General features: G+C 67.7%; 10 protein-coding genes. 3 read left to right on the top strand and 7 right to left on the bottom strand.

The window, feature by feature from the left end; translation table 11 throughout:
- The first annotated feature begins 1 nt into the window (after nt 1).
- Both ACFFGH_RS18555 and ACFFGH_RS18560 read left to right on the top strand, forming a co-directional pair.
- Nucleotides 2–298 carry a DUF3325 domain-containing protein gene (locus ACFFGH_RS18555; protein ID WP_386670980.1) on the top strand — a complete coding sequence of 99 codons (297 nt, stop codon included), beginning with the start codon at nt 2–4 and terminating at the stop codon, nt 296–298.
- Nucleotides 299–622: 324 nt separating this feature from the next.
- Nucleotides 623–1330 (top strand): alpha/beta hydrolase, encoded by a 708-nt coding sequence (locus tag ACFFGH_RS18560; protein ID WP_386670982.1) that lies wholly within the window; start codon nt 623–625, stop codon nt 1328–1330.
- Nucleotides 1331–1464: 134 nt separating this feature from the next.
- On the opposite strand, the gene ACFFGH_RS18565 is transcribed toward ACFFGH_RS18560, so the two are convergent.
- A complete protein-coding gene (locus tag ACFFGH_RS18565) occupies nt 1465–1668 on the bottom strand; it encodes a hypothetical protein (RefSeq protein WP_386670984.1) in 204 nt (67 codons plus the stop codon).
- 305 nt (nt 1669–1973) lie between these two features.
- On the opposite strand from ACFFGH_RS18565, the gene ACFFGH_RS18570 reads away from it, so the two are divergent.
- Nucleotides 1974–3269 (top strand): sensor histidine kinase, encoded by a 1296-nt coding sequence (locus tag ACFFGH_RS18570; protein ID WP_386670986.1) that lies wholly within the window; start codon nt 1974–1976, stop codon nt 3267–3269.
- An 84-nt stretch (nt 3270–3353) separates the two neighbouring features.
- Here ACFFGH_RS18570 and ACFFGH_RS18575 read toward each other — a convergent pair whose 3' ends face one another.
- The 6 genes from ACFFGH_RS18575 to ACFFGH_RS18600 form a co-directional block, all read right to left on the bottom strand.
- Nucleotides 3354–6308 carry a hybrid sensor histidine kinase/response regulator gene (locus tag ACFFGH_RS18575; RefSeq protein ID WP_386670988.1) on the bottom strand — a complete coding sequence of 985 codons (2955 nt, stop codon included), beginning with the start codon at nt 6306–6308 and terminating at the stop codon, nt 3354–3356.
- Between the two features lie 293 nt (nt 6309–6601).
- Nucleotides 6602–8131 (bottom strand): tryptophan halogenase family protein, encoded by a 1530-nt coding sequence (locus ACFFGH_RS18580; RefSeq protein ID WP_386670990.1) that lies wholly within the window; start codon nt 8129–8131, stop codon nt 6602–6604.
- Between the two features lie 11 nt (nt 8132–8142).
- Nucleotides 8143–9156: a cupin-like domain-containing protein gene (locus tag ACFFGH_RS18585; RefSeq protein WP_386670992.1), complete on the bottom strand. Its 1014-nt coding sequence runs from the start codon at nt 9154–9156 to the stop codon at nt 8143–8145.
- Nucleotides 9140–9850 (bottom strand): SapC family protein, encoded by a 711-nt coding sequence (locus tag ACFFGH_RS18590; protein ID WP_386670994.1) that lies wholly within the window; start codon nt 9848–9850, stop codon nt 9140–9142. The genes ACFFGH_RS18585 and ACFFGH_RS18590 overlap by 17 nt, the downstream gene beginning before the upstream one ends.
- 3 nt (nt 9851–9853) lie before the next feature.
- On the bottom strand, nt 9854–11413 hold the full coding sequence (locus tag ACFFGH_RS18595; RefSeq protein WP_386670996.1) for a tryptophan halogenase family protein: 1560 nt from the start codon (nt 11411–11413) through the stop codon (nt 9854–9856).
- Nucleotides 11414–11528: 115 nt separating this feature from the next.
- On the bottom strand, nt 11529–14561 hold the full coding sequence (locus ACFFGH_RS18600) for a TonB-dependent receptor (protein ID WP_386670998.1): 3033 nt from the start codon (nt 14559–14561) through the stop codon (nt 11529–11531).
- Nucleotides 14562–14626 lie beyond the last annotated feature (65 nt).

The following is a 14626-nucleotide window of genomic DNA, read 5'->3' on the forward strand; positions in this document are numbered from 1 at the left end:
CATGGCGCTGGCCGGTGCGTTGCTGATCCTCATTGCCTGGTCGTTGCTGGCGCTGTCGATGGACAAGCATTACGAGGCGCTGCTCGGGCGCCGGCTGCCGCCTGCGCGCTCACGCAGGTGGCGCTTGGGCGCGGTCGCGGCGCTCATCGCCAGCCTTGCGTGCTTCATCGTTGCCCGCGGGTGGGAGCAGGGCCCGGTGTTCTGGACGGTCGCGCTGATGCTCGGGGCGCTGGTCTCGGCGCTTTTACTGACGGCGCTGCAGTCGGGGCGCACGCAGCGCTCGCGCGCCCGGCGGTAGGACGGGCGGGGCACCGCTCACCGCCGACGAATCGGCACCGTGCGCGAACCATCTGCACGAGGCGCGTCGCGACCGCTGGCGTTGCTGCGATGCCTCCACTTCGGACGCACGCGATGGCATTCGCCGTCACGGCCGGTGTCACGGCGCGTAGGCGCGGCGCCGTGAAAATCGGTGCCTGCGCGAATTGAGCCGACCCTGCGCCCGTGGCCGGGCATGCATGTCCCGCTAACGACGCAGTGCGGGAGCAGGCAGGCGCACGTGAACCGCACTGCGGCGCCAAGGTCAGCGCGCGCGCACATCGCTGCACACCGAGGTGAACCGACGATGCCGAACACGAACGCGCATACCGAAGGCCGTCTGCAGGCGCGCCCGAAGCAGGTCGAGCAGGCGGACGACACCGGACTGCAGTCGCTCGGTTACGACCCTGCGCGGGACAGTTACTTCTATGTGCCCGACGGATACCGCCCCGATCGGCCCGCGCCGGCCGTGCTTTTGCTGCACGGCGCGGGTGGGCACGCGCACCATGGGCTTTCGTTGCTGCGTGACCTGGCCGATGCGCACGGCCTGGTCCTGATCGCGCCCGCATCGCGCAAGGGCACGTGGGACGTGATCGCCGGCGGCTACGGGCCGGACGTCGCACTGATCGACCAGGCGCTGACAACCGTGTTCGACCGCTACTCGGTGGACCCGCAGCGGCTGGCGATCGGCGGGTTCTCCGACGGCGCGTCGTATGCACTATCGCTGGGCATCACGAATGGCGACATGTTCACCCACGTCCTCGCGTTCTCGCCTGGCTTTGCGGCTCCGGCCGACCAGCGGGGCGCACCGGCGATCTATATCTCGCATGGCACCGACGACGCGGTGCTCCCGATCGAGGCCTGCAGCCGCGTGCTCGCACCGCGGCTGGAGCGCGCGGGCTATCGCGTGCGCTACCGCGAGTTCAGCGGTGGCCACGTGATTCCTCCGGACATCGCGCGCGAGGCGGTCGACTGGTTTTTCGACGGGACCGCCGAGGCTTCCGGGGCGAGCTGATCGCACCGCCGCGCCGCGTGCTCACATCTCGCCGCGGACTGTCGGAACGCACGGCCGCAAAACGGGCGCGGGCCCGATCGGGCCCGCAGTAGATGGTCTTGTGTGTAGCGGCGCCCGGTCGGACGCCTTCCGGGTCAGTGCACGTTGCGGCTGAAACCCGCTCCCTGGCCGTGCATGGCCGTGGGCTGGCCTTCGGACTTCGCACCTTCGGACTGGTCGGAGAAGTTGTCGTCATGGACGAGCAGCCCACCCTTCTTCGTCTGCGTGTTGATACGGCCCTGGTTCACGGCCTTGTTCAGCACCGGGCTCTTGGTGTCGTTGTTCTTCGGCTTCTTCATGGTGACTCCTCATGCGTACGACCGCCGGGTCGTGGCGGCACGGCACCAGACTGGCGCCGCGGCCGTTAGAGGAAGGCGATCATCGCGTTGTCGAAGCGTGTCGGGACGGCATGGCCACGCTCGCGGTTCAGGCGCAGGCGACGTTCGAATGGCCGTCGAACGGCCGAGCCCGCGTTGAAGCCGGCGGAGCCCTACAGGCTGGATGATCCGATCGGCCCTGCTCCTGAGGCGCTGCGTTCACCTGCCCCGGCGTATCCCTGACGCCTGGCCTTGTGCCGGTAGCTCAACCGACAACGAATCAAGCAATGAACACACCCGAGCAGGTCCGGCAGGGCCTGGCACAGCTGGCAAGCCATCTGCGTGAGCAGCGCGACGAGATCCTCGACGCCTGGCGCGCGATGGTCGAACAGGACCCGTCGCTGCAGGACACGTCCGAGTGGACCGCCGCGCAGTTCGTCGATCACTTTCCCGAGGTGCTCGATGGGTTCGAGCGCCTGCTGCTCGCGTGGCCCGACCCGGCCCCCGGCATGTGGCGTCGGCATCTGAAAAAGGCCGAGTCGCATGCGCGGTTCAGATGGCTGCAGGGCTACAGCCTGCGCACGATCAGCCAGGAGTGGGGCTACTTCAATCGCTGCGTCGTGGCGCGTCTGACGACGTTCCGCCCCGACGCGGGCGATGCCTGTGACGAGGTGCTGCACCACGCGCACCAGATCTGGGCCGGCGTGCTTGATCAGCACCTGACGGAAAGCGTCAACGAATACCACCACCTGCTGCAGGCCGAGGCGGGTACGCGCGCGCAGGAGCTGTCCGAAGCGCTCGCGCGCGTGCGCGAGCTCGAGAAGCGGCGCAGCGAGGTGATGCACGGCGCGGCGCGCGAGATCCGCAGCGAGTTGTCGCTGGTGCTGACGACCGCCAGCGTGCTGGATGACACCGGTCTGGATGAGGCCGAGCGCGACGAGCTGCGGCGGTTGTTCCAGTCGGGGTTCGCGTCGCTCGACCAGGCGCTGGACAACCTGGTCAGGCTGGCGCAACTCGAGGCCGGTTCGGAACAGCTGGCACCGGCGCCGCTGGATGCAGGCGAGGCGATGACATTGGCATGCGCAGCGCTGGTGCCAATCGCCGAGCAGCAGAATGTCGAGCTGCGGTTCGATGGTCCCGGTTCGTTGCCGGTCGAAGGCGATGCCACCCGCATCCCGTTGCTGGTCAGGCACCTGCTGCTGGCCGCCGTGCCCGGATCACGCAGGAGCACGATCGATCTGCGCTGGGGCGAGGACCGCCGGTCGAACGGGCGCTGGTTCATCAACCTGCGGTTCAACCTCTCGCCAAGCGGCGATCGCATCTCGTCGCCGACCGCATCGGTGCTGTCCGAGGCCACGCGCGATGCGCATCAAACCCAGCGTGGCTCGCGGCTGCCGCTGGAAGGAGAAGGGCGTGCCCCGGCCGCCACCAGCCCGCTCGGCACCGACGGCGTGCATCTGGCGATCGCCAAGCGTCTGTGCGAACTGCTGGAGGCAAGCCTCGAGCTGGAAGCGATCGAAGGCGGCCTGCAGTACCGCGTGACGCTGCCGCGCACGTATTCGTCCGATCTGGTTCCGCGCTAGCCGCACTGGACGCCGCGGGCACCACCGGCTGCAACCGACGGCCGACGGCAGACACAGCCGACCGCGGTGTCGTCGCCGCGGCGGTTATTTCGGGCCGACGGTCGCTACCGCGTCGAGCAGCTGGCCGGCGTCGACCGGCTTGACGAGGTGCAGGTCGAACCCGGCTTCCTCCGACAGCGTGCGGTCCTCCGCACGCCCGTAGCCGGTCACCGCGATGAGCTTGGCATCCGCAGCGCCCGGTTGCTGGCGCAGGCGCTGTGCGAGCTCATGGCCGGACATGTCGGGCAGGCCGATGTCGAGGATGTAGAGCTGGGCCGGCTGCGCCCTGGAATCGGCCAGCGCGGTGGTCGCGTCGTGATGCACGCGCACTTCGTGGCCCTGTAGTTCCAGCAGCAGCGCGATCGTACGGGCCGCATCGGCGTTGTCGTCCACCACCATCGTGCTGAGGCGGGCATCGACGGCGCGGCGCGACGGCATGCGGCCGGTGCCGGGCTCGGCGCGCTCGAGCTCCGCCAGTGGCAGCAGGACCTTGAACTCGCTGCCGCGGCCGCGGCCGGCACTGTTAGCGACGATCGAGCCGCCGTGCAGCTCGACGATGCTCTTGGCGAGCGCCAGCCCGATGCCGAGCCCGCCGAGCGAGCGGTCGGGGCCGCGCGCGCCCTGGGTGAACAGCTCGAACACCTGGGGCAGCAGCTCCGGCTCGATACCGCTGCCGTTGTCGCTCACCTCGATCACCGCGCAGCCGTCGTCGACTGCGAGTTCGAGTTCGATCCGGCCACCGCTGCGGGTGTACTTGGCCGCGTTGTTGAGCAGGTTCGACACCACCTGCACCAGTCGGATCCGGTCGCCCATCACCAGCAGTTCGCCGTCGGGCAGATGCGTGATCAGCTGATGCTTGCGCTCGTCGATCAGCGGTCCGATCTGCTCGATCGCGCTGCGCGCGACGGTAGCGAGATCGACCACGTCACAGTCCAGTCTCGCCAGACCGCGCGTCACGCGCGAGACATCCAGCAACTCGTCGACCATGCGCGTCATGTGGCCGACCTGGCGGCGGATCACGTCGCCGAGCTGGCGCACCCGCTTCGGGTCATCCGGGGTGGCGGCCAGCACGCTGGCGGCGGTGCTGATCGGCGCCAGCGGGTTGCGCAGTTCGTGCGCGAGCATCGCCAGGAACTCGTCCTTGCGGCGCGACGCGTCCTCGAGCAGCTTCTGCGCGAGCACCTGTTCGTGGATGTCGGTGCAGGTGCCCATCCAGCGCACGATCTGGCCATCGTGGTTGCGCACCGGCAACGCGCGGCCGAGCACCCAGCGGTATTCGCCGGAGCGGTGCCGCAGCCGGTACTTGATTTCGTAGGGATCGCCGGTCGCGACGCTCGTGCGCCACGTGTCGAGCGCCTCGTCGCGATCGTCGGGATGGACGAGCTCGTGCCACGGCTCGTCGCCGATCGTGCCTTCGGGCATGCCGGTGTAGTCGTACCAGCGCCGGTTGTAATAGTCGTGCTGGCCGTCGGGCCGCGTCGACCATGCGATCTGCGGCATGACATCGGTGATCGTGCGGAAGCGGATCTCGCTTTCGCGCAGCCGCGCCTGCATCCGAACCTGGTCGGTGATGTCCATCTCGGCCACGACCGCACCGACCAGGGCGCCGTCATGGGTGCGCACCGGACGGGCGTGCACCTGCGCCGTGCGGCGTTCGCCGGGGCGGCCGAACGGCTCGATCTCGATGATCGCGCTGACTTCTTCCTCGCCGCGCAGCACGCGCGTGATTGGCCATTCATCGGGGCCGACCGGTTGGCCGTCGCGCTCGGAACCATCGGCCCACCACGCCTTCCAGCGGTGGTATTCGCTGACGTCGGTGGCGTCGGGGTGGTTGCCCCACATCTTGCGGATCGCGGCGTTGACCACTTCCAGTCGACCGTTCGCATCGGCATAGATGATGCCGACCGGCGCGGCCTCGAGCAGCGCGTCGAGCCGGCGCGCATGCATCTCCGACTCCAGTGCCAGGTCCAGCGCCTGCACCTCGCTGTGCCGCAGCTGATCCTCGAGATGGTGGTGTTCGGTGACGTCGGTGCCCTGGACGAATACACCGGTGACCGAGCCGGTGCTGTCGGTGATCGGCTGGAACACGAAATCGACGTAGCGCAGCATCGGGCTGCGCTCGCCGGGCGGCTGCAAGTGCACCGGCATGCGCCGGCCGACGAAGGCCTCGCCGGTTGCGTACACCTGGTCGAACAACTGCAGGTACACCTGGTCGGCCAGCTCGGGGATCGCTTCGGACACGCGCTTGCCGGCGAGGTCGGTCCGCCCGACCAGGCGCATGCAGGACTCGTTGGCCAGCTCGAGCATGTGGCCGGGGCCCGACGTGACCGCCATGAAGCCCGGCGCCTGCCGGAACAGCTGCTGCAGCCGCGCGAAGGAGTCGGCGCGGTCGCGCTCGGCGCGTACTTCGTTCGTGGTTTCGGTCAGCGCGCAGTAGATGCCCGCCACGGCTCCGGTTTCATCGTGGACCGGGGTGTACGAGAAGTTGAACCACGCCTCCTGCTCGACGCCATCGCGGCGGATCAGGAAGCGTTCGTTCTCGAAATACAGTGCCTCGCCCGCCAGGCTGCGGTAGACCAGCGGCTGGATCGCGTCCCAGATCTCCGACCAGACATCGGGCAGCGGGCGGCCCAGCGCTGCCGGGTGGCGGTCTCCAAGGATCCGGCTATAAGCATGGTTGTAGACCATGCACAGCTCGGGCCCCCAGACGATGAGGGTCGGCGTCTTCGAGCCCAGCGCCAGGTCGGTCAGCGTAATCAGCGGTTGCGGCCAACTCTCGCGCGGCCCCAGCGGCGAGTCCGCCCACGGCCCATGGCGAAACCAGCCGGCAGTCTCGGCCTTGGTGACAGGTGTGACGGGGCGGCTGGGATGCGTGCTCATGCGTGAAGCTCGACCACTGTTTGCAGCGCGCTCCGAATCTAGAAACAAACCCGCCGCGGGTTGGAAGCTGCGTCTCGCGTCTGGCTCACTAGCGCCGGGATGCGACGGTGCAGTGACCATACGCGTCAGGGGTGCAGCGATCCGTGAAGCGCCGCGAGCCTCGCGGTTGGCGTGGGAGCGGCTGACGCGGCCGTCGGTCGCGTGGTACGGCGAAGGCGGCGGTATTCGTAGGGTTGTTGGCCATGCCGGTTGCGATGCGCGGCCTGGCTCGGCCGTCGGGTCGGTGCGTCGCGTAGTACGGCCGCCGGGCTGCAACCGCGTCGGGCCGCATGCGCGCGCGCGCCAGCGCTCGCCCGGCGCCAACTCAGGCGGGGCGAGCGGGGGTTCCTGGCCGCCCCTGATCGGCTAACGGCTCACGTGGTCGCGGCGACCGTGCCCGGACGACGGCAGTACTGCTCGACATACGCCTGGTGCGACGGCAGCTGCCGCACGGTTTTCTCGATGCCCGAGCGGATGCCGCCGAGGAAGCTCGACAGTTCCGCGTCGCCCATCAGTTCCGCGACCGGGTGGTGCTGGCGCGGCACGATGCCCTGGCCGAGCATCACCTGGATCCACGAGTTCTCAGCGAACAGCTCGTTCGGAATGCGGAACACGCGCGCCGATTCGCGGAACAGGTCGATGCGGTGGCGCAGCGACGCAGGCACGTCCATCTCGCGACAGCCGCGCCAGAACGCCGTGTCCTGCCGGTCGGTGACGTGGTAGTGCAGGATGATGAAATCGCGGATGTGCTCGATCTCGGCGCGCGTCTGCTGGTTGTATTCGTCGACGTCGACCTGGTTGATGCCTGCCGCCGGGAACATCTGCATCAGCCGCACGATGCCGCGCTGGATCAGGTGGATGCTGGTCGATTCGATCGGCTCGAGGAAGCCGCTCGCCAGGCCGATCGCGACGCAGTTGCCGCGCCAGGTCTGCCGGCGCTGGCCCGGCTGGAAGCGGATCACGCGCGGCGGCGTCAGCACCTCGCCCTCGAGATTGCCGAGCAGCGTGCGTGTTGCGGTCTCGTCGTTCAGATGGCGGCTGCTGTAGACCAGGCCGTTGCCGACGCGGTGCTGCAGCGGGATGCGCCACTGCCACCCGGCATCGCGCGCGATCGAGCGCGTGTACGGCACTGCAGGCCCGACCGATGCGGTCTGCACCGCAACCGCGCGATCGCAATGCAGCCACTGCGACCAGTCCTCGTATTCCACCCCGAGCGTCTGGCCGATCAGCAAGGCGCGAAATCCCGTGCAATCGATGAACAGGTCGCCTTCGAGTTCGACGCCTGATTCCAGCCGCAGCGAACGGATCTGCGTACCGGAGTCATCCGTCTGCACCGAGACGATCTTGCCTTCGACGCGCTGCACGCCGAAGCCTTCGCTGAAGCGGCGCAGGAAGCGCGCATACAGACCCGCATCCATGTGGAACGCATAGTTCATGCCGCCACGCGGCAGGTGCGCGAAGCGGTCTGCGCGCGCCGCCCGCAGCTCGAGGCAGTAGTCGCCGTAATCGCTGGCCAGGCCGCGCTCGTGTCCTTCGAGCCAGAAGTGCTGGAACCCGGCGGTCCAGTGGTCCTTGCCGGTGACGCCGAACGAGTGGATGTAGTCCCGATCGACGTCGCGCCAGTTCTCGAACGAGATGCCGAGCTTGAACGTGGCCTGCGTGGCGGCCATGAACTCCTGCTCGTTGATGTCGAGCAGGCGATGGAATGTCACCAGCGTCGGAATCGTCGCTTCGCCGACGCCGACCGTGGAGATCTCGTCGGACTCGACCAGCTTGATGTCGAGCAACTTGCCCAGCGTTTTCGACAGCGCGGCCGCCACCATCCAGCCGGCGGTCCCGCCGCCTGCAATCACCACGCGCCGGATCGGTTTTGCAGCGGTGGCGGTCGGATCATCAGCGCGCATGTCGCGTACTCCTAACGGTTGATTCGCTTCAGCAGGCGCGCACGCAGTTCGCGCGCGCGTGTCTCGTCCATCGGCCCCAGCACGCGCCGGGCCGGTTCGGGAATATGGGCAGCGGTGTTTTCGTCGGCCTCGAACACGTAGTGCTGGAACAGCGCCTGCCAGGCCGAGCGCTGCGCCGGTGGCAGGTCGCGCACGGTCATCAGCGCCAGCATCAGCGCGTTCATCGGCGTGTCCATGTACGCCGGCGACTGCCGCCACCAGTAATTCACCAGCACGTTGAACGCGTCGAGCGCCTCGACGTGGTGCCACCACATGCTCGGAATGAAGATCGCGTCCCCAGGCCCGAGTTCGGCCACCTGCGCGTGCTCGGCCGCCTGCGCGAAGCGCGGGAACCGCTGCAGATCGGGCTGCGCGAAATCCACGAGACTGATCGCCTGTCCGGCCGGCGTCAGGTCGAGCGGCCCGATGTAGAGGTTGGCGACCTGTTCGGGCGGGAACAGCGTGAAGCGGCGGCGGCCCGCCACGACGCAGGCGAGGTTGTCGGGCAGGTCGTGGTGCGCGGCGATGCGCGTGCGGTTGCCGAGCCAGATACTGACCAGTGGATTGCGTCCGCCCATGCCGAAATCGTTCGCGGCGCGGAAGCCCGGCAGGCAGGCATCGACGGTCGTCGATCCGACGTACAGCGCCGGCGGGGCGTCATCGTCGAGGTGGCTTGCGAGCGTGTCGAGCATCGCCAGTAGGGCGGGCCGCTCCATATGGAAATTGAAGCCGCTCAGATCCTCGTTGTAGAAAAACCGCCCGCCGATCTCCGGCGCCCCGACCATCGCCGCCACGGTCGATCCCGCATCGAACCTGCGCAGGTAGTCGATGCCGGCACCCCGCGAAGCGCGTGATGCCTGCACCGCAGGCCAGCCCGCCGCCAGCCCGCGCAGCACGACCGGCCGGGTCGAGGTCAGCACCTCATCCGGCAGCGCGTCCGCATCGACGCCGGTGAGTTCGCACACCCGGTCAGCGGTCTGCAGCATCGACCCGGTTCACCCGCTCGATCAGCGCGCGGAAGTTCGACAGCGAAGCGACGGCCATGTAGATCGCCTCCAGATGGCCGGCGCGATGCAGTCGCTCGAGCGCCGTTCCATCCAACTGCGCAAGGCGGTCCTCGTTGATTGTGTAGAAGCCGGCCAGGCGGTTCTGCGAGCCGTCAGGCAGCTCGATGTCCAGCACGAACGACTCCAGCAGGTCGAGTTCGACCAGCATCGCGACGAATGCCGGCACCGCACGGACGCCGTCGTGCAGCGTCAGCAGCACCGAGCTGATGCGTTCGAGCGCGGCCGTCGTGCCGCCATGCTCGAGAAACAACGGCTCGCCCGCGTCGACGCCGGTGCGCGGGCTGTCGAGGTCGATGTGGATCACCGGTTCGCCTTCCGCCGTGCCGATCAGAAACGGCTGGCGCTCGATCGCGAGCGGCAGGTAGGTCACGTCCCAGCTGCCGGATTCCAGGAACAGGTTCTGCCCCTCGCGGAAGCCGAACAGCGCGACCGGCTGGAACGAGGTCCCGTTCGGCGTCTTCGCGAACACGATCGGGTAGTGCGCCTGCAGGTTGCGGAACTCGGTCGGGAAGGTGGGCGCGAACATCACCTCGTCGCCCAGCCCGCGGACGCGGCGCATGTCGACGCGCAGGTCTTTGTGGTCGATGTTGTTGAGCAGTACCGCGTTGGCCATGCGTCAGATCCTTGGCAGCCCGTGTCGCGTGATGTGGGTGATGAGCTCGCGGTGGCCGGGCAGTCCGGCGAGCATGCGGCAGGTCAGGTCCGCGGCTTCGCGGAAATAACCCTCGGCCGAGTCGAGCTCGTCCAGCCGCGCACGCCGCGCCGACGGATCCGGGCGGAACCCCATCCCGTAGAGGATGTACTGGTAGCTCGCCGACGGAAACACCTCGTCCACGCGCACCAGGTCGTAGCGCGACGGCGGCCGGTAGCGCCACAGCGCGAGCAGCTCCTGCAGGCGCTCGGGGATGGATTCGGCGCGCAGGTGGTCGCGCCAGAACGGCGTGTCGGTGCGCCGCGTCAGCACGTAGTGCAGCTTGAGGAAATCGATCACGCGCTCCCAGCGGTAGCGGAAGCTGTCGTTGAACCGGCGGGCGACGCCGTCCATGTCCGCGCGCGTGACCGGCATCTGGTCGCTGAGCATCGCCGCCGACAGTTCAACCAGGGCGATTGCCGATGCCTCGAGTGGCTCGATGAAACCAGCCGACAGGCCGATCGCGACGCAGTTGCGATGCCAGAAGCGCTCGCGATAGCCGGGCCGGAACGAAAGCTTGCGCGGCGAGGGCAGGTCGGTCGGGCCGTCGGAGCGCCTGACATACGTCAGCAGCTCGGCTTCGGCGGCTTCATCATCGGTGTGCGCGCTCGAATACACGTGCCCGATGCCGCGCCGCGAGGGCAGGCCGATGTCCCAGATCCAGCCGCTGCGCTGCGCCGTCGATATCGTGTGCGAGGCGATCTCGGACTGCTGATCGGCGTACGGCACCTGCATCGCGAGCGCACGATCGTTGAACAGCACGTGCTTCTGGTCGATGGACCCGACACCGAAGTGCCCGCCCAGCAGCAGCGACTTCATGCCGGTGCAATCGACGAACAGATCGCCCGCGAGCGTGCCGCGCGTGGCGAGCTCCACGGCGGCGATGTCGCCGTTCTCCGCTGATGTCACCGACGCGACGTGATCGACGACGTGCTGCACACCGAGGCGCTCGACGCAGTGCGTGCGCAGGAATTCGCCGAACCGTCCCGCGTCGAGGTGGTAGGCGTAGTTCGCGACTGCCGCGAACTCGGGCGTGGTCGCCTGCTTCGGTGCACGACTGCGCGCGCACAGGTGCGGCTGGAAGCTCACCAGCGGCGCGAACGGCCGCTCCGGGTGGCGTTCCAGCCAGCCGGCCACGAGGTTCGCCTGCGTGTAGCCATGCGGCAGCACGAACGGATGGAAGTAGCGGTCATCGTCGGCGCCGGTTACCCATCCGCGGAACTCCGACCCCTGCTTGAACGAAGCCTCGCAGGCGCGGAAGAACTCGCTTTCCGACACGCCGATACCGCGCAGCGTGTCGCGCATCGTCGGCCAGGTGCCTTCGCCGACGCCGATCGTCGGCACGTCCGGCGACTCGACGACGGTGATCCGCAGGCCGCCGCGCGCATCGGGCCGGTGCGCGGCCGCCAGAACGGCCGCGGTCAGCCAGCCGGCCGAACCGCCTCCGACAATCACGATCTCGCGTATCACGTCATTCCCCGGCACGGTTCCATGCTAGCCCAGCGCTACCGCCAGCGGACACGAAAACGAAGAGCCGCTGCGGGCAGCGGCTCTCCGAATCGAACAGTGACGACAGGTGCAATGCCGGTACCGCCCTTGATCAGAACCGGTAGCGCAGTCCGAGCATGTAGCGCGGCCCGGTCTGCGTCGCGAACAGCAATTGGTTTTCGTGGCGGCCGTGGATGCGCTGCGTCTCGTTGGTCAGGTTGATCGCCTCGGCCGACAGCGACAGCTGCTCGTTGACCTGGTAGCTGAGGTTGACGTCGAGTTGGCCGTAAGCCTCGACATAGTTCGGGTTTGGCCCGGAGCCGTCGAAGCGACCGGCCAGGAACTTGTCGCGCCAGTTGTAGGCCGCACGGACCTGCCACGGCCCCTTGTCGTAGAACGCGACCAGATTGGCCGAATCGCTCAGGCCTTCGAGCGCGAACTGCTCGCCGATCACGGTGTTGTCGTACGTCAGGCCCGAGTCGACGATCGTGTAGTTGGCCGCCAGGCCGAAGCCGCTCTGGCCGAACAGGTGCTGGATGTTGAATTCCCAGCCGTCGAGCGAAGCCGAGCGCTGGTTGGCCGGCGCGCTGATGCGGAACTCCGCGATCGGGTCGCCCGGCTGACCCACGATCGTGCCGGTGGCATTGCCATTGGCGTCGAAGCCGGTGCGGGTCACGCCCGGGGCACCGTTGCGGTTGGTCAGGATGTAGTTGCGGATGCAGACCACATCGGCGGTCGCACAGCCCGCCGCCAGGGCCTCGTTCCAATAGGCGCCGCCGATCGGGGTGCGCAGATCGAACGGCGTGCCAACGATCTGTGTGGTGCCGATGTAGTTGTCGATGTTCTTGCGGAAGTAGCCCGCGGAGAAATAGCTGCCCTCGGCGTAGTACCACTCGAACGACAGGTCGAAGTTCTGCGAATGCAGTGGTTCAAGATCCGGGTTGCCCTGCGATCCCGTGCCGCCGCTGACACGCACCAGCGCGTCCAGCGTCTGTCCGCCCTGGATGTCACCCCAGCCGGGCCGGCCGATCGTCTCGCCGTAGCTGCCGCGCAGCTTCATCGACTCGCTGAGGTCGATGCTGAGGTCGAGGTTGGGCAGCCAGTACTCGTACTCGCCTTGGAGGCTCGTGAATTCCGCGCCGTCCTGGATGATGTTGAGCTCGTTCGCCGAACCCCAGGAGATTGCAGTTGCCGAAGGCACGAGCGCTGACGACGACACCTGGGTTTCTTCGTAGCGCACGCCTACGGCCAAGCTGACCGGCATCGCCAGGTCCCATGTGTTGCTCCACTGGATGTACGCGCTCTTGGATTTCTCGGTGACGCGGCGATCGGTTGTGAACTCGTCGGAGGCGCGATAGTCGGCAGCGTCGCCACCGCTGCGCACCCATGCATTCTCGGCCAGCTGGCGCACCGTCTCGAAATCCCACACGAAGAACGCGTCAGTGAAATTCGGGCTGTTGTGGCCGGCAAACTGGTCGAAGTACCGGCCGATGTAGTCCAGCCGCCATACCTCGTCCGGGTAATCGGCCGGGCTCGTCGCGCCGCCCCAGGTGTCGAGCTGCACGTTCGAGAAGGCCGAGCGGTTGTTGACCTCGGTCGCGGCCACGCCGAAATCCAGGCGCGAGTAGTTCTCGAATGTGAACTCGCCCTCCAGCTGCAGCTGCTCGACCTGCGACTTCATGTAGCTGTTGCGGAAGGTCGAGCCGGTGACAAGCATTTGGGACGGGTCGATCTGACTCATCCCGGGCGGCAGCTGTACGTTGAGGATCGGGAAATCGCCGGAGAAATCGACGGAGGTGGTGCCGCGGAAGAAGCCGGCAGCGCCGAGTACGCCGCTCGAGCCCCACGGGCTGTCCGCGCCCGAAGTCGCGGTCGAATCGTGGTAGTCGAGTGCCAGGGTGAGCTGGTCGGTGACTTCCCAGGCGATGTTGAAGCCCAGCGACTCGTTCTCGTTCCTGGTCGCGCTCATCGCGCCGCCCATCGACAGGTCGCTGGTGGCCGGGTTGATGATCTCGCTGTAGAAGTTCGGCGCTGCAACCGGGCCATCGGTCCAGCTGCTCTCCGACGGGCCGAAGTTGAACCACACCGACAGCTCGTTGCGCTCGGTCTGGATCTTGTTTTCCGAGTACGTGTAATCGAGCGTCGCGACAACGCGATCGGTCGGCGCGTACTGCAGCACCAGTTGGCCGTTCGTGCGTTGGCGCTGGACGCCGTTGACGCTGTAGCCGAGGTTCTGCGGGACCGAATAGATATCGTCGGGGCCTGGGCGGTTGGTGATCCGTTCCGAGCCGGGCGTACCGGGCTGGGGAATCGTGCCCCAGTTGTTCTCGTCGCCCTCGAACGTACGCCAGCCATTGCCGACCGCCACCTGGCTGAAGCCGTAGTCGCGCTCCTGGTAGCTGCCGCTCAGCGCAATGCCGAAGCGCCCGTCGGCGAGCGTCGTGCTGAAGATGCCCGAGATCTCGGGGGTGACCGTGTCGCCCTGCAACGAGTCGGGCAGGTTGTTGACCGAGGTGTCCCAGACGCCCTTGATGCCCAGGCTCGCAAGCGTGCCGTCCCTATCGAGCGGCCGCGCCGTCTTGATGTTGATCGTCGCGCCGATGCCGCCGGTGGGCGTGCTCGCGCGGGCGGTCTTGTAGACCTCGATTGCGGAGATCGCCTCGGAGGCGATGTTCGCGAAGTCGAACGCGCGAGAATTCGAAGCGCCCGTATCGGCGATGCTCGAGGCCGGCATCTGCCGCCCGTTGAGCAGCACGAGGTTGAAGTCCGGGCCGACGCCGCGCACGGTGACCCGCGAGCCCTCGCCGTTGCTGCGGTCGATCGACACGCCGCTGATGCGCTGCAGCGACTCGGCGAGGTTGGTGTCGGGGAATTTGCCGATGTCCTCGGCCACGATGCCGTCGACCACGCCCTGCGCATCGCGCTTGATGTTCGCCGATGCGGTGAGGCTGTTTCGGATGCCGGTGACGACGACCGTGTCGAGCGTTGCCGTCTCGTCACCGGCGTTCTCCGCGGTCTGCGTGGTGTTGTCCGCAGGGCGCTCGGTCTCGTCGGTCACCACCTGGGCAAACGCGGGATGGGTCAGTGCGACCAGCACCGCGGCGGTCAACAGTTTCTGCCTGGGGGTTTTGTGCAATTGCTTCATGGGCTTTCCCTGCAATGGGCGAGACACGAACGTGGATGCGTCGGCGGCAACTTCGGCTTTTCGGC

The organism is Lysobacter korlensis (assembly GCF_042434515.1).

Coding starts and splice junctions, on each gene's coding strand:
- ACFFGH_RS18555 (WP_386670980.1), top strand. CDS start 2: ATGGCGCTGGCCGGTGCGTTGCTGATCCTCATTGCCTGGTCGTTGCTG.
- ACFFGH_RS18560 (WP_386670982.1), top strand. CDS start 623: ATGCCGAACACGAACGCGCATACCGAAGGCCGTCTGCAGGCGCGCCCG.
- ACFFGH_RS18565 (WP_386670984.1), bottom strand. CDS start 1,668: ATGAAGAAGCCGAAGAACAACGACACCAAGAGCCCGGTGCTGAACAAG.
- ACFFGH_RS18570 (WP_386670986.1), top strand. CDS start 1,974: ATGAACACACCCGAGCAGGTCCGGCAGGGCCTGGCACAGCTGGCAAGC.
- ACFFGH_RS18575 (WP_386670988.1), bottom strand. CDS start 6,308: ATGGTCACTGCACCGTCGCATCCCGGCGCTAGTGAGCCAGACGCGAGA.
- ACFFGH_RS18580 (WP_386670990.1), bottom strand. CDS start 8,131: ATGCGCGCTGATGATCCGACCGCCACCGCTGCAAAACCGATCCGGCGC.
- ACFFGH_RS18585 (WP_386670992.1), bottom strand. CDS start 9,156: ATGCTGCAGACCGCTGACCGGGTGTGCGAACTCACCGGCGTCGATGCG.
- ACFFGH_RS18590 (WP_386670994.1), bottom strand. CDS start 9,850: ATGGCCAACGCGGTACTGCTCAACAACATCGACCACAAAGACCTGCGC.
- ACFFGH_RS18600 (WP_386670998.1), bottom strand. CDS start 14,561: ATGAAGCAATTGCACAAAACCCCCAGGCAGAAACTGTTGACCGCCGCG.